The organism is Oscillospiraceae bacterium CM, from assembly GCA_022870705.1.
Lineage (GTDB): Bacteria > Bacillota > Clostridia > Oscillospirales > Oscillospiraceae > Sporobacter.
In genome coordinates, this window is the sequence record CP072107.1 from 1141837 (window position 1) to 1162274 (window position 20438).

Sequence of the window (20438 nt, forward strand, 5' to 3'; positions counted from 1 at the left end):
TTTACGAGAGGACGGTAACGGGACGGAGCGCTTTGAGCATCACGGAGACATCGTCTGGCGAGTATGGCTTTTCACATGTCATCAGATTAAACAGCCGCAGCCTAATGAGGCGTTCGGCTGACGGATTTGTGCAGGCGGTCAGCATTCCGCTCAAGCGTTGAAGCGTTGCGTCGCGCCCTGTGGCCGCCGCGGCGACGAGATCCGCTCTATATTCGTAACGCATGTCCCACGGCTTCCAGACATCGGCAAAATAAAGATGCGAGACTTCATGCCACAACCTGTTCAGGAAAAGCGTTTTTCCAAAACGCGCAAGCTTTGCGCCGACGACGATGAAACAGGTACCGTCCTGATAAAGGGCGCTTTTGGCGTCTTTTTCATCTTTTGTGACGAATACAGGTATGCCATGCCAGCAACCGAGATATAGGCACCATTGTTCCGATCTTTCGACGCTCAAGCAGACAAGTTTATTGATTTCCATCCTAATACCGCCCGTCACTGTTTAATACCGACATTATAACGGCACAATTCGGCGAAATAAGATGAAAGGTGACGAAGGTGGAAAATTATACCATAAACCGGCCGAAAGGCCGGCTTTTGTTTTGCGCTTGGATAAATCTGCATTTATGTTTTTTCTATTAATGAAAATAATAGTAGGACTAAGCTTTTAGATGGAGACGAGAATGTTCGGATATTTTTTGAGAAAAGCGGGTGTTTGGTTTGCCGGGAAGCAGGAAATGACCCGACAAAAACCACGGCCTGAAAAGGACGATCATATTTCAGCCGCACTTGACGATGTTGTCACAATAATTAAAAACAGTACGTTTTCAAGCAATGATATTGTGATTCGAAGGTTTTATATTGACGGGAAAATCGCTGCCGACTGCGCGCTCGTTTTTGTTGACGGGCTTGTCAACGGCAAACTCATCAATGACGACGTTATTAAGCCGCTCCTATTTCAATCAGCTTCGACACCGCCAGAAATCAAACACGAAGACATTATTGGTTATATTGAAAGAACCTTGATTTCAATTAATGAGATCAAGGTGCTCACAACACTGTCCGATGCAATGGACGCCGTCTTATCTGGCGACGTCGTTTTGTTTGTAAACGGTGAGACGAGAGCCATCGATATGAACTCAAAGGGATGGGAAAAGCGCGGCATTTCCGAACCAACAAGCGAAGCTGTCATCCGCGGCCCGCGCGAAAGCTTTATTGAGAGTATGCGAACAAACACGGCGCTGATCCGCCGAAAAATCAAAAACCCTGCTTTAACTTTTGAGTCGATGACGATCGGCCGGCGAACGAGAACAAATGTCGTCATAGCCTATATAAGCGGTCTGGCAAAAAAAGAGCTTATCGATGAAGTCCGCCGCCGCATTGAGGCGATTAAAACGGACGCTATTTTAGAGTCCGGCTATATCGAGCAATTAATTGAGGATTCTCCGGGCTCGATTTTTGCGACAATTGGATACACGGAAAAGCCGGACGTTGTTGCGGCAAAGCTGCTTGAAGGGCGCGCTGCGATTCTTGTCGATGGCACACCTTTTGTCTTGACCGTACCATTTTTACTGCTAGAGAGCTTTCAGGCGGCTGAGGACTATTATTTTCGCCCGTACTACGCGACATTTACGCGGATAATCCGCGTCATCGGATATCTCATTACAATTTTAGCGCCTGCTTTTTATGTCGCTGTGACGACGTATCATCAGGAACTCATCCCAACAAGCCTTTTAATCACGTCAGCCAGCGCACGTGAGGGTGTTCCTTTTCCAGCATTTGTTGAAGCGCTGATTATGATTATAACGTTTGAAATTTTGAGAGAGGCCGGTGTGCGTCTGCCTCGGCCGGTCGGGCAGGCACTGAGTATTGTCGGTGCACTTGTTATTGGCGAATCGGCCGTCGCTGCGGGGCTGATCGGTGCGCCGATGGTTATCGTTGTAGCCATTACGGCGGTTTCCGGTTTTCTAGTATCGGGGCAAAATGACTCGGCCGTTATCCTGCGGCTTGTCCTGCTTGTTCTGGCAGCGGTTCTGGGGGGGTTCGGTATCACACTTGGGCTTCTGGGGGCGCTGGTGCATATGTCGTCACTCGAATCCTTTGGATATGATTACCTGTCGCCAACGGTGCCTTTTGACCTTGAGGATTCTAAAGACGCCATTATCCGCGCACCGCTTTGGATGATGCTTAGCCGGCCGAAAGGGATGGCGCTTGATCACCAGCGGAGAAACTATGATATCCCGCCGACCGACAATAACAAAGAAGGGGAATAGTCAATGGGGAAAGCCGTCAGGAAGATTGTCACGTTCATTGTCGCCGCCTGCCTGATGGCGGGTTTATCCGGCTGCTATGACAGGCGTGAGCTCGATACGCTTGGGATCGTACTCGGCGTCGGTCTTGATAAATCAGAGACGGAGGGGGAGACGGACGTCACCGTTCAGATGGCTAATCCTGGCGGGGCCTCATCGTCAAAATCGTCTAAAGGCTCGAAGGCTGGCGAAAAGGGCACCGGCACGGAAGAAGCCTATATCAATCAAACCGGCAGCGGTAAACTGATCAATGATATTATTCGCGATATGCAGCACGAAATGAGCCGCCGTATCTATGTCGCGCACAGTCAGGTCATGGTTATCGGGGAAGATCTGGCTAAAAGCGGTTTGCGGGACAGTCTGGATTTTTTTCTTCGGGCACCGGAAGCGCGTATGACGCTGTACGTATTTGTCGCGAAAGGACGTGCGCAGGAGATTTTGAGTACAAAGCCAGAATTTGAAAAAATAACAAGCACGGAGCTTTCAAAAATGCTCAAAGACCAAAAAATTACGTCGGAAGCGCCAATTATAACGGAATTTGATTTTGTCGAATCAATCTGCAGCAAGACGACGGCTGCTTATGCCCCACTTGTCCGTTTAGATGAAAACAACGGGAAAAAAAGACTGACGGTTGAGGGCTGCGCCGTATTTGATCAAAGCCGCATGGTGGGAGAATTAAATGCCGTTGAAACCCGCGGGCTTCTATTTGCCACTGGAAAAACGCAGACTGGCGTCATCCCTGTTTCGGTAGAAGGCGTCTCCTCAACCATTGAAATCAAGGAAGCGTCAAGCAACGTCACGCCGACGCTTTACACAGACGGTACGGCTGCCTTCAATATTGACATCAAAACACTGATTGGCATCGGCGATCAGACGGGCACGCTCACGCTTTCGGATGAAAAAACGTTTGCGCCGGTCCTTGCGGCCACTGCCGAAGCGATTAAAGGCGAAATATTAAGCGCCGTTGAAAAGTCCAAGGAGCTTGACGCCGACATTTTTGGGTTTGGCGAGATGCTCTATCGGAAATATCCGAAACAGTGGGAGAAGCTGAAGGACAACTGGAAAAACGCCTATAAAAACATCACAGTTACCGTCAGCGTAAATGCCAAAGCTGATGGTAGCGGCCGCATCGGCAAACCGCTGGCGCCGGAGGGCAATTGATATGAAAGCTCAAATAACCGCGAAGCAAATTATGTATGCGTCGGCCGTTATCATCATCGCTACTAGTCTGATGACAAAGCATCTGTATACGTTTTTAGGGACGGAAGCCTGGGTTGCCGTTATAATAGGGCTGCTCCTCAGCGCGCTTTATACCGCGATATACGCGGGTTTAAGCTATCAATTTCCTGGCTCTTCACTTGTTGAAATCAGTGAGGCTGTCTTCGGAAAGGTCATTGGGAAAATTATTTCAATTTTCTATCTTTATTTTTTTATTACAATAGCCGCCGTTAACACAAACAGCATGGGCACGTTTATTAAAAACTTTGTTCTTCAAAATACCCCCCTGATCTTAATTATGCTATCCTTTACGGCTGTCTGTGTTTGGGCTGTCCGGAAAGGGCCGTCAAATATGCTCAAATACGGCATGCTGTTCGCCGTCGGCAGTACACTGATTATTCTATTAAATCTGCTGCTGCTGTACAAAGTAATTCATTACAAGAATTTTCTCCCGATTTTTGTAAAACCGCCCGTCGATTATTTCGCGGCCTCGCATTTGATCTCGCTTATTCCGCTGGCAGACCCGTTTTTGTTGCTTATGTTTCAGCCAAATATGCAAAATCCGCGTGCGTTTGGGAAAGCGCTTTTTAATGGTCTTGCGCTTGGCGGGGCCGTTCTTCTCATCATCGTTTTAAGAGATATTGCCGTGCTCGGAAACATATCAACAATATTTTCATTTCCAGCATACGCCGTCGTTCGAATGATCGACGTGGGGGACATCCTGACGCGTATGGACATCATTTATGTATTTACGCTTATTGCGCTCATGTTCTTTAAGGTATCCGTTGCGCTTTACGCTGCAGTCTCCACCTTCCAACGGCTGTGTAAATTTGAATCGTACCAGTTTCTCGTGTATATTATGGGCGCGCTGCTCATCTTGTACGCCAATAACGCGTTTCATTCCATGTTTGACCACAGCGCTTGGTTTACAAGCGGCGCCGCTGCATTTCAAGTGACCTTTTTCGCCGTTTTCCTGCCGCTTGCAACGTTACTGACGGCGCTTATAAGAGGCATGTTTAAAAAGCCACAGACAGCCGGACAGTAACATCAAGTCAATCGTGTTGATTTCAGATGAAGGGGGATAAGAAAATGCTTGCCGTTGTCATCATGATCTTTGCTTTTATGGCACTTGCTGATTTCTCAAAACTCATTCGCGAAAAGAAACAAAAGGAGATCATTGTTTTGGTTGGTTTTTACGGCGTTGTGACGACGCTTGCTGTTATTCTTGTGCTAAAAGGGTCGCTGCCAAGCCCATTGTCGGGCGTCCGGTATTTGCTGGGGAACGTCCTGCATCTTCGTTATCCTGGGTATTAAAATAGAGGATAAATCATCGTTCAATTGAGCTCATAAACACTTTACAAAGGCCGGTTTTGAGACGGCCTTTTAGGTCTTTTTCGTTGACAAGCTTTTCGTTTTATGTTAATATTCATGTTGCGCTTAAACGGAGAGATACCGAAGTGGTTATAACGGAACGGTCTTGAAAACCGTCGTACGGCAACGTACCGTGGGTTCGAATCCCACTCTCTCCGCCATCATTTTCGGAAATCGGTGTGCTTGCCGTTCTTATTAAATCAACAGTTAATTTTATATGTCAAATTATTCGGAGAAGTACCCAAGAGGCCGAAGGGGCTCCCCTGCTAAGGGAGTAGTACGTGATGAGCGTAGCGAGGGTTCAAATCCCTCCTTCTCCGCCAGAAGACCGCAAACGCATGTTGATGCGTTGCGGTCTTTTTTGTATCCGAAAAGAGGCATTAAAAATTTTATACGCTTGATTCAATTTTTGTAAAAAAAAGATAAAAAAAGACGATATATAATAAAAGGAGCAACGGCGCCCAGTAAAACAAAGTGAAGCTCGTTGTTCATCTGTGCATCGCCTCAACCGATACATCATTTGGTACCAAAGACATAAAGGAGGACCCTAATGTGATTAAGTGGTTAAGCAATGTTCCAATATCAAAAAGACTTTCAGTCAGCTTTCTGATCACAGCCATATTTTCTGTTATTATCGGTGTGATCGGAATAACAGGCTTGCTTGTTTTAAAAAGCGATCAGGCTAGAACATTCAATCAAAGCACCGTCGGCATTAAAATATCGGAAGACGTTAAAAATCACTTTTTGAATATCAGAATGGACATTCGTGACCTCTATATCTATAATGCCTTGCCGGATAAAACGAAGTATTACGACGCAATTAATACGAATCTAAACGAGATTGACTCGTTAATTTCTGACTATCAAAAAACGGTTACAGGCACCACCGATCAAGCCAATATTGATGCGGCGCTGAAACAATTTGAAAGCTATAAAGCAGCCGTTATCCAAATTGTTAATTCTTCAAAAGCCGGCGTGGGTGCAGACCAGATTTTAGCGCAGATTGAAAGCGCGAGTGCTGCGGCTAATAAAACTGGTGACGCACTTGAAAATGTCGCCATTACGAATGAAAATCTGGCGAAGGACACACTTGACAAAGATAACCTGAAGGCGACGCTTCTTGTCATCATCCTGGCCGTTGTAGCAGCACTGTCGGTGACATTTGTTTTTATCATCAGAGCCATTCTCATCAGCCTAAACGGACCGCAGCTTCGGAAGCTGTCAGCCCTCGCAAAGCAGCTGGCGCTGGGTGACATGGACGTGTCAAAAGTCCTTGATGATGCTGATATGGCGTGGGACCAGAGAAAGGACGAAATCGGCGGGATTGCCAATTCATTCTTTAAAATGATTGATACCACTCGGAAAATGGCAAAGCAGACGCAGGCAATCGCCGAAGGCGATTTGACGACAGTTGTCACCGTTCGCTCCGACTACGATATTTTGGGGAAGGCGTTAAAAGAGCTTGTTGAAAAATTTAACGAGCTGACGGCGTCGATTATCGCCGCGTCTGATCAGGTTGCCTCAGGCGCCAGTATGGTCAGTGACTCCAGTGTTTCACTGGCGCAAGGTGCGTCAACACAGGCCAGCACGGTCGAGCAGCTGTCGGCCGCTGTTCAGGAGATTGCGGCACAAACAACAACAAATGCGCAAAACGCCAGCACGGCAAACGATTTGACGCTCGACGTCAAAAATGAAGCCGCCAAAGGCAATGAACAGATGAAAGAAATGCTCTCGGCCATGGAGGAGATCAATACATCGTCGAGCAATATCAGCAAAATCATCAAGGTTATTGACGATATTGCATTCCAGACAAACATTCTCGCGCTCAATGCAGCTGTTGAGGCGGCCCGCGCCGGTCAGTATGGCAAAGGCTTCGCCGTCGTGGCGGAAGAAGTCCGAAATCTGGCGGCTAAATCCGCAAACGCGGCCAAGGAAACGACAGCGCTCATCGAAGGTTCCGTCAAGAGTGTTGACAAAGGCACGATGATTGCCAATAAAACGGCCGAAGCGCTTGAAGAGATTGTCCAGCGTGTGACAGCGGCGGCAGAGCTCATCGGCTCGATTGCCATTGCCTCGCAGGAACAGGCGACTTCTGTTGAACAAGTCAACCAAGGGATTGTGGAGGTCTCTCAGGTCGTTCAGAACACGGCGGCAATTTCCGAGGAGAGCGCAGCGGCAAGCGAAGAGCTGACAAGTCAGGCGGCCTCGCTGAAAGACAAAACGGCATACTTTAAGGTCAATAAAACAGCTTGTCGCGATTATGAGGAAGAAAGCATCATCATTCCTGAAAGAACCAGCGAATACACAGGTGTTTTACTTGAAAAATTCAGCTGAAACAACGATGTAAATAAAAAAAGATAGCGGCACGTGCCGCTATCTTTTTTGCGTTTTATTTTGAGCCGATATCCGTTCTGTAATGAGCGTTTTGAAAGGACACGCGTTTAACGCCGTCATAGGCGCGTTTAACGGCGTCAGACAGCGTTGCGCCCGTCGCCGTTACGCCGAGAACACGCCCGCCGTTTGTTAAGTATTGACCGTCTTTAAAAAGTGTTCCTGCGTGGTAAACGGTGATATCTGACGGAACTGTCTCCAGTCCTTTGATTTCATAGCCCTTCTCATAGCTATCGGGATAGCCGCCGCTTGCCATCACGATACAGCAGGCGGCACCGTTATGCCATTTAACGGGTATATCGGCAAGACGTTCGTCAACAACGGCCTCGAAAATATCTAAGAGATCCGTTTCCAGCATCGTTAAGATCGGTTGTGTCTCGGGGTCGCCGAAACGGGCGTTGTACTCGACGACGCGCGGCCCTTTCGGCGTCAGCATAAGGCCGAAGTAAATAACGCCTTTGAACAGCCGACCCTCCTGTGCCATCGCGCGGATTGTCGGCAGAAAAATTGTCTCCATGCAGGTTTCGGCAATCTCAGGTGTGTAGTTTGGACTTGGGCAAAAAGCGCCCATGCCACCGGTGTTTGGACCTTCATCATTGTTGAAAGCGCGCTTGTGATCCTGTGAGGAGAGCATCGGGACGATTGTTTTTCCGTCCGTAAAAGCGAGAACGGTGACTTCGGGGCCCGTCATGCACGCTTCAATGACGATTTTGGAGCCGCTGGCCCCGAACTTCTTGTCAGCCATCATGGATTTGACGGCGTTAATAGCCGTCTTTTCATCCGGCGCGACGACGACGCCTTTGCCGAGCGCCAGCCCGTCGGCTTTGACGACAATCGGCGCGCCCATTTCGTGAACATACGCGATGGCCTTGTCCATGTCGTCGAAGACTGCGTATTCAGCCGTCGGAATACCGTATTTTTTCATCAGGTTCTTTGAAAAGATTTTGCTGCTTTCAATGATGGCGGCCTCAGCACGGGGGCCGAAAGCGCGGATACCCGCCTCCTCCAGCCTATTGACAAGGCCAAGCGCTAATGGGTCGTCCGGCGCTACCATAACAAAGTCGATTTGATTATCCTTTGTAAAGCGGACGATACCATCAAGATCCGTTGCCTTGATGTCAACGCACGTGGCAACACCGGCGATGCCGCCGTTGCCGGGCGCGCAATAAAGACGGTCGGTGCGCGGGGAGCGGCGCAGCGCATGGCAGATAGCGTGTTCACGCCCGCCACCGCCGACGACGAGGATATTCATAGGTTGACCTCCATCTATACAATTATCGGGGCGGATAAAGAATCCGCCCCTACTAAAATGGCGCTTCAGTGATGGAACAAGCGGATGCCCGTAAAGGCCATAACGATACCGTATTTATTGCAGACATCGATGACATTGTCATCCCGGATGGAGCCGCCCGGCTGGGCAATATAGGAGACGCCAGATTTTCGCGCGCGTTCAATGTTATCGCCAAAGGGGAAGAAGGCGTCACTGCCGACGGAAACACCCGTCATCCCGGCAATCCAGCTCTTTTTTTCGTCGGTTGTTAAAATATCCGGCTTCTTCGTAAAGACGGCTTCCCAGGCGCCGTCTGAGACAACGTCCTCATATTCATCGGAAATATAGACGTCGATGGCGTTATCGCGCGCCGGGCGGCCAATGTCGGGACGGAAGGGGAGTGCGAGCACCAGTGGGTGCCGACGCAGCCACCAGTTATCGGCCTTGCTGCCGGCCAGGCGCGTGCAGTGAATCCGGCTTTGCTGACCGGCGCCAATGCCGATGGCCTGCGCATCCTTCACATAGCAAACGGAGTTGGATTGGGTATATTTCAAAGTGATGAGCGCGATGACGAGGTCGCGCCGGGCAGAGTCCGGCAGGTCTTTGGCATCTGTCACAATGTTTGTAAGCATCTTTTCATCAATATGAAGGTCGTTTCGGCCCTGCTCAAAGGTGACGCCGTAAACGTCTTTATGCTCAAGCGGGCTCGGCGTGTATTGCGGGTCGATGCGCACAATGTTGTACCCGCCCTTACGCTTTGCCTTCAAGATTTCAAGCGCGCGCTCGGTATACCCCGGCGCGATGACACCGTCGGACACTTCAAGTGCCAAAAGGGACGCCGTCTCCTCGTCGCAGACGTCCGACAACGCCGCCCAGTCGCCGTAGGAGCTCAGACGGTCGGCGCCTCTCGCTTTCGCATAGGCTGCGGCCAGCGGGGTAAGGGGCAGGCCTTCAACGAAAAAGACTTGTTTTTCAATATCGGTCAAGGGTGTCCCGACGGCCGCACCGGCCGGAGATACGTGCTTAAACGACGCGGCAGCCGGAAGGCCTGTTGCGGCCTTGAGCTCGCGGACGAGCTGGTAGCCGTTGAACGCGTCTAGAAAGTTGATATAGCCCGGCTTGCCGCCGAGAACTTCGATGGGGAGCGCGCCCTCTTTCATCAGGATTCGGGCCGGTTTCTGGTTGGGGTTACAGCCGTATTTCAGTTCAAGTTCTGTCATTATCGTCACCTCAATCAGGCATTTTTGTTGTAAATCATATTGGCCGTCTCACCGGTCAGCAGGTTTTTTGAAAAGGCGTACAGCGAAACCTTGTTGTCACTGTTTAAGGCGCGCCAAGCGCCGTCGGCAATATCCAGCAGACTGCCCGTCATGGCAACGGCCTTTGGTTCGCCCTCAAAAGAGGGGATCGGGTCGCCGTCGCTTTGGTAGGTGTGGATGAGGTGGCCGACGCCGGGAAGCGCTGTTTCATAATCGAAGAAATAGCGGCAGCAGCAGTCGGGGTTACCATCGTGGCTTTTGAGAATGGATAGCGCATAGGTTCCGTCCGGCCTTAAAAGGCCTGAGATGCGCGGCGTATAATTCGGCTTGTCCGGCTCGAAGGTGCGCGTGTTTAAGGACGCTATAAAGCCTCGATCTGATTTCATGCCGTCCCAAATCGTATCGGTCTGATCGCCGTTTGTGACGATGACATGGTTATCAAAAAAGCGGACAGGATGGTAAATAATCAGGCTGGGGTCGGACATTTTTGCAGGGTCGAACGCTTCGGTACGGATACCGTCGTCTGTTGTGACAAAAACGCGGTTGCGGCTGTTTTCGCTGCGCCCCATGATGAAATAGAGAAGGACGGCGCTGTTGCCGTCCTCGCTGCGGCCCAAAAGAATGCCGCGGCCCGGATACGTGTTCGATTCAAGTGCCTCGGTCAAATTCTTCATTCTATCGACTCCTTAATATGCACAATGCGTCCGACGACGGACAGGCGGCCTTCGCAAAAGAGCGAAATCGCTTCCGGCAAGATCTTCCATTCGACTTCCTGCATGATTCGCATTTGAAGGGATTGCGGCGTTTCATCCTCGCGGATAAAGATGGCGCGCTGCATGATGACGGGGCCGGCGTCGGCTTTTCCGGTGGCAAAGTGGACGGTTGCACCGGAAATCTTGACGCCGTAGTCGAGCACAGCTTGATGGACACGAATGCCGTAAAGCCCTTCCCCGCAAAAAGCGGGAACGAGGGACGGATGAATGTTGATAATTCTGTTTTCATACGCAGAGACGAGCGGCTCGCCGAGGACAACGAGGAATCCGGCCATGACAACAAGCTCAATCTCTAGGCTTTTGAGCTTTTGATAAATCGCTTCATTAAAGGCGTCACGGTCGGGGTAACCCGCGTAATCGACAACATACGTCGGAATCCCGGCGTTTTTAGCACGCGTCAGCGCAAATACATTCGGTTTAGAGGAAATAACGGCCGCCAGCTCGCAGTTTTTAATTTTGCCAAAATTGAGAGAATTGATGATAGCCTGAAGATTTGTTCCGCCGCCGGAGACGAGAACGGCTGTTTTTACCAACGCAGCTCAACTCCTTTGTCGCCGCTGACGCAGCTGCCGATCACATATGGGCGCTCGCCGATTTGAATCAGCGCGTCCAGAACGCTGCCGACGTCGCGGCTGTCAACGGCCATGACGAGGCCAACGCCCATGTTAAACGTGTTGTACATATCGCGCGCCGGAATATCACCTTTTGAGGCGATATAGGAGAAAATCGCGCTTTCCGGAAAGTCGTGCGGCCGGATGACGGCCGTAACGTTGTCCGGCAGCATGCGCGGCACGTTTTCGTAAAGACCGCCGCCCGTGATATGGCAAATGCCTTTAATTTTCATGCCGAGAGTTTTTAAAAGGTGGAGCACCTGCGGAACATAAATGCGTGTCGGCTTTAAAAGCTCTTCGCCAAGCGTTGTGGAGAGCTCCGGAATATACGTTTTCAGGGCTTCCGGCGTGATATTGAGCACCTTGCGGACGAGGGAAAAACCGTTGGAATGCACACCGGATGAGGCAAGGCCTATCAGTCTATCCCCTGACTGGATTTTTGACCCGTCAAGCATTTTGTCATGGTCGACGACACCAACGGCAAACCCGGCCATATCGTATTCGTCCTCCGGATAAAAACCCGGCATTTCGGCCGTCTCGCCGCCGATGAGTGCGCAGCTCGCCTGACGGCAGCCCTCGGCAATGCCCGCGACGATTTTTTCCGTGCGTTCCGGGAAATTTTTGCCCATGGCGAGATAATCGAGAAAAAAGAGCGGCTCGGCACCGGCGCAAATAATATCGTTGACGCACATGGCAACGCAGTCTATACCAACCGTGTCGTGCTTATCCATCATAAAAGCAATTTTAAGCTTTGTGCCGACGCCGTCCGTGCCGGAGACATAAACAGGGCGGGTCATATTGGCCGTGTTAGGCTCAAACAGACCGCCGAAGCCGCCGAGAGAGCCGAGAACGCCGGGACGGAAAGTACTTTTGACAAGAGGCTTAATGCGTTCAACCGATTCATAACCGGCGGTGACGTCGACACCGGCCGCTGCGTAACTGTCCGACTTAGAATTTAGCATGCTGACATCCTTTCAAATTGATGCAATCAAACAAAATTACGCGCCGAGCAGGCGCTTTGCCATTTCCTGATAGGCTCCCTCAACATTGCCGAGGTCCTGACGGAAGCGGTCTTTGTCAAGCTTTTCGCCGGTTTTGGCGTCCCAGAAACGGCAGGTGTCCGGCGATATCTCGTCGGCTAAAATGATTGTGCCGTCGTTCGTTTTGCCAAATTCCAGCTTAAAATCGACAAGCGTTATGCCGCATTCCTTCAGCGTTGCCTTCAGGAAATCATTAATATTAAAGGCATATTCGCGGATGAGTGAGAGCTCGGCCGGTGCTGCCAGCTCCATGGCGAAGATGTGATAGTCATTGAGCATCGGGTCGCCGAGCGCATCGTTTTTATAAGAAAACTCAATCGTCGGCTTTTTAAAAACAGTGCCCTCCTTGACGCCAAAGCGCTTGGAAAAAGAGCCGGCGGCGATGTTGCGGACGATAACCTCTAAGGGCAGAATCGTCACCGTCTTGACAAGTGTTTCGCGGTCGGAAAGCTCTTTGACAAAATGCGTCGGGATACCGTCGGCTTCTAAAAGACGCATGAAGTGGTTGGTCATCTTATTATTGATGACGCCCTTGCCGACGATGGTGCCTTTTTTTTCGCCATTGAAGGCGGTCGCATCATCCTTATAATCGACGATCAGCAGGTCCTTGTCATCCGTTTTATAGACCTTTTTGGCTTTGCCCTCGTAGAGTTGCTCCAGCTTTTTCATAATGCCATTACCTCATCCTGCAGTTTTTTATCTTTTTCAAGCACGTCTGATGCCATTTTTTCTTTGAAGTCCTGTAAACGCGCGGCCAGGGCGTCGTCACTAAGCGAAAGAATTTGCGCGGCGAGAATGGCCGCGTTGTCAGCCCCGCCGATGGCGACCGTCGCCACAGGGACGCCGGTCGGCATTTGAACGATGGAGAGGAGGCTATCGAGCCCGTCCATCGTCGAGGATTTGATCGGCAGCCCGATAACGGGGAGTGTCGTATACGCTGCGAGCACGCCAGCAAGATGCGCGGCCTTACCGGCTGCGGCAATAATAACGCCAAAGCCGTTGTCACGCGCCGATTTGGCAAAACGCTCGGCCTGAAGCGGTGTTCTGTGCGCGGAGATCACGTGCGCCTCGAACGGAATGTCAAACGCCTTGAGCTTTTTGATGGCGGCGGAGACGACAGGCAAATCGCTGTCAGACCCCATAATAACCGCAACTTTTTTCATAACGTTCCTCCGGTCAAAATCTAATGTGCGCTTGAAAAATAATGCATTTAACCCTCAGTATACTATAATAATTTGCGTGTTATTTCAAGATTAACAAATATAAAACGTTAAAATTGTAAACTTAAACAAGGCGCTGTTGTCACGGCAGGATATTTGCGGTAAAATAACAATAATGACTATTGAGGAGGCACAGTATGCCGGAAAACGGAACCTTTGCTGTTTTACAAAACGATCGCCTGACGGATACGGTGTTTGCCCTGCGATTAGATGCGCGGGACATGCGCCCGAAGCCCGGTCAGTTTGTCCATATTCGGTGCGGCGCGGAGCTTCTACTGCGCCGCCCAATCAGCGTCTGTGACTGGCATGACGGGGTTTTGACGCTTGTCGTCGACGTGCGCGGGTCGGGTACCTCGTGGCTTTCAGAGCGCCGTCCCGGTGACTGTCTTGATGTTCTCGGCCCGCTCGGAAACGGCTACAGTCTGAACGGGAAACACCTGCTGCTTGTTGGCGGGGGGATCGGTGTGCCGCCGATGCTTTACGCTGCCTGCACAATGCCCGGGCAGCACGCGGCGCTTCTCGGCTTTCGCTCAAAAGATCAAATAATCCTGACAAACGAGATCGGAAAGCACTGCCCTGTCAGTATCGCGACGGACGATGGGAGCGCCGGGGCGCACGGCCCTGTGACGGGCCTGGTCAAGCACTACCTTGAAACAGGCGCTTATGACGGCGTTCTGGCCTGCGGGCCAAGACCGATGCTCCGTGCCGTGGCGCAGTTGGCTGAAGACTTTCACGTCCCCTGTCAGGTATCGCTGGAGGAACGCATGGGCTGCGGTGTCGGCGCGTGCCTCGTTTGCGCCTGTAAAACGCAGGAGGACGGGACAGAGCACATGCGCCGCGTCTGTAAGGATGGGCCTGTTTTTAACGCCGGGGAGGTTTGCTGGTCATGACGGATTTATCGGTTAATTTTGCCGGTGTTACATTCAAGACGCCGGTTGTGATGGCGTCCGGCACATTCGGTTTTGGCCGGGAGTACGCCGAGTATTTCGATTTGTCAAAGCTCGGCGGGATAGCCGTTAAAGGCCTGACGCTGAAGGAGCGGCTCGGAAACCCGCCGCCGCGCATTGCTGAAACGCCGATGGGGATTTTAAACAGCGTCGGGCTTCAAAACCCGGGTGTTGACGCGTTTATCACGCGTGAGCTGCCGTATTTAAAACAGTTTGACACCAATATTATTGCCAACATTTCCGGCAATACGGTAGATGAATACGCCGAAATGGCCGAAAAGCTATCCGAAGCAGGCGTTGACATGATTGAGGTCAACATCTCCTGCCCGAACGTCAAGGCGGGGGGGATCGCCTTCGGCACTTCGTGTGACGGCGCCGCCGCCGTTACGCGTGCGGTGAAAGACCGTGCCAAAGTGCCCGTGATGGTGAAGCTCTCACCGAATGTGACGGACATTGTGTCAATTGCCCGTGCAGCGCAAAACGCCGGGGCGGACGCCCTGTCGCTCATTAACACGCTGCTTGGCATGCGCATCAACATCGAAACGCACAGGCCTGTTCTGGCGAACAAGACGGGCGGCCTTTCCGGCCCCGCTGTTTTTCCGGTCGCGCTGCGAATGGTGTATGAGGTCGCTGCAGCCGTCCCGCTTCCGATTCTCGGCATGGGTGGCATCTCAACGGGTGAGGACGCCGTTGAGATGCTTCTGGCGGGGGCCGATATGGTCGCCGTCGGCACGGCGATTTTTAATGACCCACTGGCACCGATAGCGATAACGGCGGGCATAAAAGCGTATCTCAGCAGGAAAAATATAACGTCGGTCACAGAATTGACGGGAAGGGTTATTCGCAGCTGATATGACGACGATTTATCTGATTCGGCACGCCGAGGCGGAGGGGAACCTCTACCGGCGCATCCACGGGCAGTATGACAGCCTTGTTACGCGGCGCGGTTACAAGCAGATCGGCGCGCTGAAAAAACGCTTTGCCGATGTTTCAATCGACGCCGTTTATTCAAGCGATTTGACACGCACGCGTTTGACGGCTGCCGCCATTTATAAAAACCATGGGCTTGACGCCGCTTTCACACCGGCGCTCCGCGAGGTCAATATGGGTGTCTGGGAGGACACGCCGTGGGGCGAGGTTGAACGCTTCGAGCCGGACAAGTTGGACGCTTTCAATAACGATCCGACGCGGTGGCGTGTTGACGGCGCGGAAAGCTTTTTAGACCTCCGGCAGCGCATGACGCGCGAAATTGAAAAAATAGCCGCCTGCCATAACGGCCAGACGGTTGCCGTTTTCTCGCACGGCTCGGCCATCAGGGCTTTTGCCAGCGGTGTCATGAATGTTTCGCCGCAGGAAATACGCCGCGTGCCGCATTGCGACAATACGGCTGTTGCCCGTCTCGTTGCCGACGGCGATACAATGACCTTTGATTATTATGGCGACAATTCACATCTGCCGGAGGAGTACTCGACGTTTGCCCATCAGAAGTGGTGGCGTGAGAATACGACGTTTGACTCCACAAATATCCGGTTTGTTCCGTTTGACCTATCCGGAAATGTGCCGCTCTATCTCGAGTATCGCGCCGAGGCGTGCGACGCAGAGCGCCCCTGTGACGCGATGGCTGGGTTTTGGCTGGAGAACGCCCGCCGCCACGCGCAGGAGCACTCGCGTGCCGTGTCACTGGCGCTGATTGGCGACACACCCGTCGGTGCCATTGAGCTGGCAACAAAGGAGGGTGCTCTTGATAACGTCGGCGTCATTGAATTTTTCTATATGACGGGCTCGCACCGAAAAACTGGAATTGCCGTTCAACTATTAGGCCAGGCCGTTTCTGTCTACCGCACGCTCGGTCGGGAGCGCCTGCGTGTTGCCGTGAGCGCCCATAACGAGCGCGCTTACTGGTTCTGCGCCAAATACGGCTTTGAGAAGGTAAGGGAAGAGGATGGCCCGAACGGTCGTCACGATATTCTGGAAATGAATATCGCACTGGGCGGGAAGAATTTGTATGACATTATTTGACTTTCTGCCTGTCTCAAAAGCGGATATGGTGTCGCGTGGGTGGTATTATTACGATTTTCTCCTCGTGACGGGGGATGCGTACGTCGACCACCCAAGCTTCGGCACGGCCGTCATTGGCAGGGTGCTGGAAGCTGAGGGGTACCGCGTAGCCGTCCTTGCACAGCCGGGCTGGAAATCGGCTGATGATTTTGCGGCGATGGGCCGCCCGCGCTATGCGGCCTTACTTAACGCGGGGAATCTTGACTCAATGGTCGCCCACTATACGGCGGCAAAAAAGCGCCGCGGTGAAGATTTTTATTCGCCCGGTAAAAAGGCCGGATTGCGGCCGGACCGCGCGACCATTGTTTACGCAAACCGCGTCCGCGAAGCTTTTCCGGGGCTCCCGATTGTCCTGGGCGGGCTTGAGGCATCGCTCCGGCGCTTTGCGCACTATGATTACTGGGACGATGCGGTGCGCCACCCGATTTTATTTGACGCACAGGCTGATCTGCTGATTTACGGTATGGGTGAAAACGCCGTACGGGAGATTGCCAAAGCGCTCGCTGACGGCGTCCCGCCCGAGGAAATAAGAAACGTCCGAGGTACGTGCTATGTGACGGGCGATTTGGCTGCCTGTTCGTTTGAGTCGGTCTCATGCCCGTCGTTTGAAAATGTGACGGGGGACAAGCGCCGCTATGCCGAGGCCGCCATGCTGCAATATGATGAGCACGACCCTGTCTGCGGCCGAGCTGTCCTTCAGCCCTGCGGCGAAAAATTTCTCGTTGCGAACCCGCCCCAGCTGCCGCTTGATACAAAAGAGCTTGACCGCGTGGCGTCGCTCCCGTTTACGCGCGCGGTACACCCGATGTATGAAGCGCAAGGCGGCGTCCCGGCCATTGAAGAGGTGCTTTTTTCCGTCATCCACAACAGGGGCTGCTTCGGCGCATGCCATTTTTGTGCGCTGGCGTTCCATCAGGGGCGAATTGTCACAAGCCGCAGCCATGTGTCTGTTCTCCGCGAGGTCGAGGAGATGACGCGCCATCCGGCTTTTAAAGGCTACGTCCATGATGTCGGCGGCCCGACGGCCAATTTTAGAGCCCCAGCCTGTCAAAAGCAGCTTAAAACCGGCCTGTGCAAAGCAAAAAGCTGCCTTGCCCCGCAACCATGTAAAAACTTAGAGGCTGATCACACCGATTATCTCCAGCTATTGCGGAAGGTTCGCGCGGTGCCGGGCGTCAAGAAGGTCTTTATCCGCTCCGGCGTCCGCTTTGATTACCTGATGCAAGATAAAAGCGGCGAATTTTTCGCCGAGCTGGTGAAGCATCACGTCTCCGGCCAGCTCAAGGTCGCGCCGGAGCATTGTGACAACGCTGTCCTTGCCCTGATGGGCAAGCCGCCGCATGAGGTATACAGCCGGTTTGAAGAGAAATTTAACCGACTCAACGAGCGTTACGGCAAAAAGCAATTTCTTGTGCCGTATCTCATCTCGTCCCACCCCGGTTCAACGCTTGCCGACGCCGTCCGCCTTGCCGAATATCTCAGCGCGCGCGGCGTTCAGCCGGAGCAGGTGCAGGACTTTTATCCGACGCCGGGGACGCTGTCGACCTGCATGTACTACACCGGCCTGGACCCGCGCACGATGAAACAGGTCTATGTACCGCGCACCGCGCATGAAAAAGCCCTGCAGCGCGCCCTCTTGCAGTGGAAGCGCCCGCAGAACAGGCCGCTTGTCTTGGAAGCGCTTAAAACAGCAGGCCGGGAAGACCTCATCGGCTTTGGGAAGAAGTGCCTTGTCCGCCCGGTAACAAACCCGGAGCGGCCCAAAAAACAATCAGGGCGCCCGCACGATCACGGCAAAACAAAAAAACCGATAAAAAAAAGCACCCGCCGCTGAAGGCTGGTGTCCTGAGAGAAAGAAGTCCGGCCAAAAGCCGGACTTCCTTTTTGCTTCAGACGCCCTTATATTTCATTCTTGTGGCCAGTCCGCCCCGTATATGCCGTTCGGCCTTGTTGAATTCCAGCACTTCTTTTACCTGGAGATACAATGGCCTGTTGATGTGTTCAAGCCGCTCGGATAAATCTTTATGTACAGTTGATTTGCTGATGCCGAACTTTTTAGCCGCCGACCGCACCGTCGCTTTGCTCTCTATGATGTATTCCGCCAAATCACAGGCGCGCTCCTCGATGTTGGATTTCAAAAACATCACTCCCGGCAATAGTCATGCTAGACTATATGCATGAAAAAGGGCAGTTATGAGAGGGTTGAGCTTGTCAAAAGAGGAGATATCTGTCTTTTTTCAGCGGACAAACCTTTCACATATGCAAGCGGACATGCGTCTATGCATAAAATAACGCCGCCGACCTCAAACTAACGCCATGAGGGTAAATTTGCCACAAAATAAGGCGGAGGGCACGCTATGCAGCACAACACAATTTCCAATTGGAATCTCACCGGTGAAAAAACGCATTATCCGCGCCTGACAAAAAGCCTGACGGCCGACGTTTGTATCATCGGCGCGGGGATTACCGGTGTAACCTGTGCCTATTGTCTCGCGAAAAAAGGCTTTAAACCGCTTCTTATTGAGGCGGGCGGCATTTCAGACGGCACAACCGGTAACACAACCGGAAAAGTGACAATCCAGCATGATATCATTTATTCAAGGATACTCAAAAAATACGGGCTGGATACCGCCCGCGACTATGCCGCCTCACAGCAAATCGCCCTCGATTTTGTTAAAAGTGTTGTTTTTTCGGAATCAATTAACTGCCAGCTGACCGAGAACACTGCCTATATCTTTGCCAGAAACGAAAAGGAATGGGAGGACGTTCAAAAGGAACACGCAGCGGCAACTTCGGTGGGTATCGCGTCTGCGCTGCTTGAAAAACCAACATTTCCTGTTGAAAACATCGGCATGATGGGCTTCCCGGCGCAGGCTGTTTTTCACCCGGTGCGCTATGTTAACGCGCTTGCCAACGCTGCCGTCAAAAGGGGCGCCGTTATCCACGGTGGGACAAAAGCCATTAAAATTGAAAAAACAGACGATGTCGTTCGTGTCTATTGCGAGGACGATATCGTCATTGCCGCAAAACATGTTGTTGAGGCGACGCAATACCCACTATATGACGGGCCGAACGTCTTTTTTGCCCGGCTTTACCCAAAAAGGACATATGGTATCGCCGTCCGCGCCAAAGGCGACTGGGCGGAAGGCAGCTTTATATCAGCCGGGATGCCGACGCGTTCCTTCCGGACGCATTTGGAAAACGGCGAAAAGATTTTAATCGCGGTGGGCGACAGCCATTTGACAGGGCGCGGCGCGCGCGATATGACCGTCCACTTCAATAACCTCATGGGCTATGCCGACAGGCTGGCGGGCGTCAAAGAGGTGCTCGCCATGTGGTCGGCACAGGATTATGACACACCCGATATGATACCCTATATCGGCCGAACGTCCGAGCGTTCGAATATTTATGTGGCGACCGGTTTTAAAAAATGGGGTCTTTCAACCGGCACGCTTGCCGGTATGATGATCGCCGACCTGATCGACAAAGGCTCCTGCCGGTTTGAAGGCCTTTATTCCAGAACACGCGGCGATTTAATCGCCGCACCCGGAAAAACACTGTACGGTATTTTAAGCCCTATTGCCGAACTCTTAAAATCAAAGCTGGAAGGGACGGACGACTTGTCGGGCCTGCAGCCGGGGGAAGGGCGTGTCATCCGGTTTGAGGGTCAAAAAGCCGGCATTTACCGGGATGAAAACGACGATGTGACGATCCTTGATATCACATGCACACACATGGGAACGGAGCTTCGGTTCAACACCGCAGAAAAAACGTGGGACTGTCCGGCACATGGCGGCCGTTACGACGCCAGCGGGGCGCTTTTGGAAGGCCCGCCAAAGGATTCGCTTAAAATTCTCTTTCGTGGGAAGTTTGACGACCTGCCGACCGGTACTTGACCGGCGGCAGGTCGTTTTTCGAACGCTTCGCTTTAAAATTCCACGGTTTGTTATGTATCCAGAGGTCAAGCCTCTGGA

19 protein-coding genes and 2 tRNA genes are annotated in these 20438 nt (G+C 52.1%); 12 read left to right on the top strand and 9 right to left on the bottom strand.

The features are described from left to right. Nucleotide 1: 1 nt before the first annotated feature. Nucleotides 2-478, bottom strand: coding sequence for a hypothetical protein (locus IZU99_05725; protein ID UOO36789.1), 477 nt, complete (start codon nucleotides 476-478; stop codon nucleotides 2-4). A gap of 202 nt (nucleotides 479-680) precedes the next feature. Here IZU99_05725 and IZU99_05730 point away from each other — a divergent pair, with 202 nt between their 5' ends. From IZU99_05730 to IZU99_05760, 7 genes are all read left to right on the top strand, one after another. Continuing rightward, nucleotides 681-2270 carry a spore germination protein gene (locus tag IZU99_05730; protein ID UOO36790.1) on the top strand — a complete coding sequence of 530 codons (1590 nt, stop codon included), beginning with the start codon at nucleotides 681-683 and terminating at the stop codon, nucleotides 2268-2270. A 3-nt stretch (nucleotides 2271-2273) separates the two neighbouring features. Beyond that, complete coding sequence (locus IZU99_05735) at nucleotides 2274-3467, top strand: Ger(x)C family spore germination protein (protein UOO36791.1); 1194 nt, start codon at nucleotides 2274-2276, stop codon at nucleotides 3465-3467. A 1-nt stretch (nucleotide 3468) separates the two neighbouring features. After that, entirely contained in the window at nucleotides 3469-4569 is a 1101-nt protein-coding gene (locus IZU99_05740; GenBank protein ID UOO36792.1) for an endospore germination permease, read from the top strand. Nucleotides 4570-4613: 44 nt separating this feature from the next. Then, on the top strand, nucleotides 4614-4838 hold the full coding sequence (locus IZU99_05745; protein UOO36793.1) for a hypothetical protein: 225 nt from the start codon (nucleotides 4614-4616) through the stop codon (nucleotides 4836-4838). A gap of 129 nt (nucleotides 4839-4967) precedes the next feature. Further along, nucleotides 4968-5056, top strand: a tRNA-Ser gene (locus IZU99_05750). 70 nt (nucleotides 5057-5126) lie between these two features. After that, a tRNA-Ser gene (locus IZU99_05755) sits at nucleotides 5127-5218 on the top strand. A 229-nt stretch (nucleotides 5219-5447) separates the two neighbouring features. Continuing rightward, on the top strand, nucleotides 5448-7229 hold the full coding sequence (locus IZU99_05760) for a methyl-accepting chemotaxis protein (protein ID UOO36794.1): 1782 nt from the start codon (nucleotides 5448-5450) through the stop codon (nucleotides 7227-7229). A 55-nt stretch (nucleotides 7230-7284) separates the two neighbouring features. On the opposite strand, the gene purD is transcribed toward IZU99_05760, so the two are convergent. The 7 genes from purD to purE all read right to left on the bottom strand — a co-directional run bounded on the left by purD (nucleotide 7285) and on the right by purE (nucleotide 13402). After that, a complete protein-coding gene (gene purD, locus IZU99_05765) occupies nucleotides 7285-8538 on the bottom strand; it encodes a phosphoribosylamine--glycine ligase (GenBank protein UOO36795.1) in 1254 nt (417 codons plus the stop codon). A 65-nt stretch (nucleotides 8539-8603) separates the two neighbouring features. After that, the gene (locus IZU99_05770) at nucleotides 8604-9776 is read right to left on the bottom strand and encodes a phosphoribosylaminoimidazolecarboxamide formyltransferase (protein ID UOO36796.1); all 1173 of its coding nucleotides are present in this window, start codon (nucleotides 9774-9776) and stop codon (nucleotides 8604-8606) included. Nucleotides 9777-9790: 14 nt separating this feature from the next. Further along, nucleotides 9791-10489 (bottom strand): IMP cyclohydrolase, encoded by a 699-nt coding sequence (locus IZU99_05775; protein ID UOO36797.1) that lies wholly within the window; start codon nucleotides 10487-10489, stop codon nucleotides 9791-9793. Further along, on the bottom strand, nucleotides 10486-11121 hold the full coding sequence (locus IZU99_05780; protein UOO36798.1) for a phosphoribosylglycinamide formyltransferase: 636 nt from the start codon (nucleotides 11119-11121) through the stop codon (nucleotides 10486-10488). The genes IZU99_05775 and IZU99_05780 overlap by 4 nt, the downstream gene beginning before the upstream one ends. After that, entirely contained in the window at nucleotides 11115-12161 is a 1047-nt protein-coding gene (locus IZU99_05785) for a phosphoribosylformylglycinamidine cyclo-ligase (GenBank protein UOO36799.1), read from the bottom strand. Before IZU99_05785 ends, IZU99_05780 begins: the two co-directional genes overlap by 7 nt. A gap of 36 nt (nucleotides 12162-12197) precedes the next feature. After that, a complete protein-coding gene (locus IZU99_05790; protein ID UOO36800.1) occupies nucleotides 12198-12908 on the bottom strand; it encodes a phosphoribosylaminoimidazolesuccinocarboxamide synthase in 711 nt (236 codons plus the stop codon). Next, a complete protein-coding gene (purE, locus tag IZU99_05795) occupies nucleotides 12905-13402 on the bottom strand; it encodes a 5-(carboxyamino)imidazole ribonucleotide mutase (protein UOO36801.1) in 498 nt (165 codons plus the stop codon). The genes IZU99_05790 and purE overlap by 4 nt, the downstream gene beginning before the upstream one ends. A gap of 194 nt (nucleotides 13403-13596) precedes the next feature. Between purE and IZU99_05800 the strand changes: the two genes are divergently transcribed. Genes IZU99_05800 through IZU99_05815 form a run of 4 tightly spaced genes read left to right on the top strand, consistent with a single transcriptional unit; the run spans nucleotide 13597 to nucleotide 18298 of the window. After that, nucleotides 13597-14349 (top strand): dihydroorotate dehydrogenase electron transfer subunit, encoded by a 753-nt coding sequence (locus IZU99_05800; protein ID UOO36802.1) that lies wholly within the window; start codon nucleotides 13597-13599, stop codon nucleotides 14347-14349. After that, complete coding sequence (locus IZU99_05805; protein ID UOO36803.1) at nucleotides 14346-15257, top strand: dihydroorotate dehydrogenase; 912 nt, start codon at nucleotides 14346-14348, stop codon at nucleotides 15255-15257. The genes IZU99_05800 and IZU99_05805 overlap by 4 nt, the downstream gene beginning before the upstream one ends. Nucleotide 15258: 1 nt before the next feature. After that, on the top strand, nucleotides 15259-16425 hold the full coding sequence (locus IZU99_05810; protein UOO36804.1) for a GNAT family N-acetyltransferase: 1167 nt from the start codon (nucleotides 15259-15261) through the stop codon (nucleotides 16423-16425). Continuing rightward, nucleotides 16412-18298, top strand: coding sequence for a YgiQ family radical SAM protein (locus IZU99_05815; protein UOO36805.1), 1887 nt, complete (start codon nucleotides 16412-16414; stop codon nucleotides 18296-18298). The genes IZU99_05810 and IZU99_05815 overlap by 14 nt, the downstream gene beginning before the upstream one ends. Nucleotides 18299-18353: 55 nt before the next feature. Here the strand turns inward: IZU99_05815 and spoIIID are convergent, their stop codons facing one another. Next, the gene (gene spoIIID / locus IZU99_05820; protein ID UOO36806.1) at nucleotides 18354-18602 is read right to left on the bottom strand and encodes a sporulation transcriptional regulator SpoIIID; all 249 of its coding nucleotides are present in this window, start codon (nucleotides 18600-18602) and stop codon (nucleotides 18354-18356) included. A gap of 219 nt (nucleotides 18603-18821) precedes the next feature. Between spoIIID and IZU99_05825 the strand changes: the two genes are divergently transcribed. Next, nucleotides 18822-20360, top strand: a complete 1539-nt coding sequence (locus IZU99_05825) for an FAD-dependent oxidoreductase (GenBank protein UOO36807.1) — start codon at nucleotides 18822-18824, stop codon at nucleotides 20358-20360. The last annotated feature ends 78 nt before the right edge of the window (nucleotides 20361-20438 follow it).

Excerpts from the sequence above, each read along its gene's own strand:
- IZU99_05785 (UOO36799.1), bottom strand. The coding sequence starts at position 12,161 with ATGCTAAATTCTAAGTCGGACAGTTACGCAGCGGCCGGTGTCGACGTC.
- IZU99_05745 (UOO36793.1), top strand. The coding sequence starts at position 4,614 with ATGCTTGCCGTTGTCATCATGATCTTTGCTTTTATGGCACTTGCTGAT.
- IZU99_05740 (UOO36792.1), top strand. The coding sequence starts at position 3,469 with ATGAAAGCTCAAATAACCGCGAAGCAAATTATGTATGCGTCGGCCGTT.
- IZU99_05810 (UOO36804.1), top strand. The coding sequence starts at position 15,259 with ATGACGACGATTTATCTGATTCGGCACGCCGAGGCGGAGGGGAACCTC.
- IZU99_05775 (UOO36797.1), bottom strand. The coding sequence starts at position 10,489 with ATGAAGAATTTGACCGAGGCACTTGAATCGAACACGTATCCGGGCCGC.
- IZU99_05770 (UOO36796.1), bottom strand. The coding sequence starts at position 9,776 with ATGACAGAACTTGAACTGAAATACGGCTGTAACCCCAACCAGAAACCG.
- IZU99_05790 (UOO36800.1), bottom strand. The coding sequence starts at position 12,908 with ATGAAAAAGCTGGAGCAACTCTACGAGGGCAAAGCCAAAAAGGTCTAT.
- purE (UOO36801.1), bottom strand. The coding sequence starts at position 13,402 with ATGAAAAAAGTTGCGGTTATTATGGGGTCTGACAGCGATTTGCCTGTC.
- IZU99_05730 (UOO36790.1), top strand. The coding sequence starts at position 681 with ATGTTCGGATATTTTTTGAGAAAAGCGGGTGTTTGGTTTGCCGGGAAG.
- IZU99_05815 (UOO36805.1), top strand. The coding sequence starts at position 16,412 with ATGACATTATTTGACTTTCTGCCTGTCTCAAAAGCGGATATGGTGTCG.
- IZU99_05725 (UOO36789.1), bottom strand. The coding sequence starts at position 478 with ATGGAAATCAATAAACTTGTCTGCTTGAGCGTCGAAAGATCGGAACAA.
- IZU99_05800 (UOO36802.1), top strand. The coding sequence starts at position 13,597 with ATGCCGGAAAACGGAACCTTTGCTGTTTTACAAAACGATCGCCTGACG.
- purD (UOO36795.1), bottom strand. The coding sequence starts at position 8,538 with ATGAATATCCTCGTCGTCGGCGGTGGCGGGCGTGAACACGCTATCTGC.
- IZU99_05735 (UOO36791.1), top strand. The coding sequence starts at position 2,274 with ATGGGGAAAGCCGTCAGGAAGATTGTCACGTTCATTGTCGCCGCCTGC.
- IZU99_05825 (UOO36807.1), top strand. The coding sequence starts at position 18,822 with ATGCAGCACAACACAATTTCCAATTGGAATCTCACCGGTGAAAAAACG.
- IZU99_05805 (UOO36803.1), top strand. The coding sequence starts at position 14,346 with ATGACGGATTTATCGGTTAATTTTGCCGGTGTTACATTCAAGACGCCG.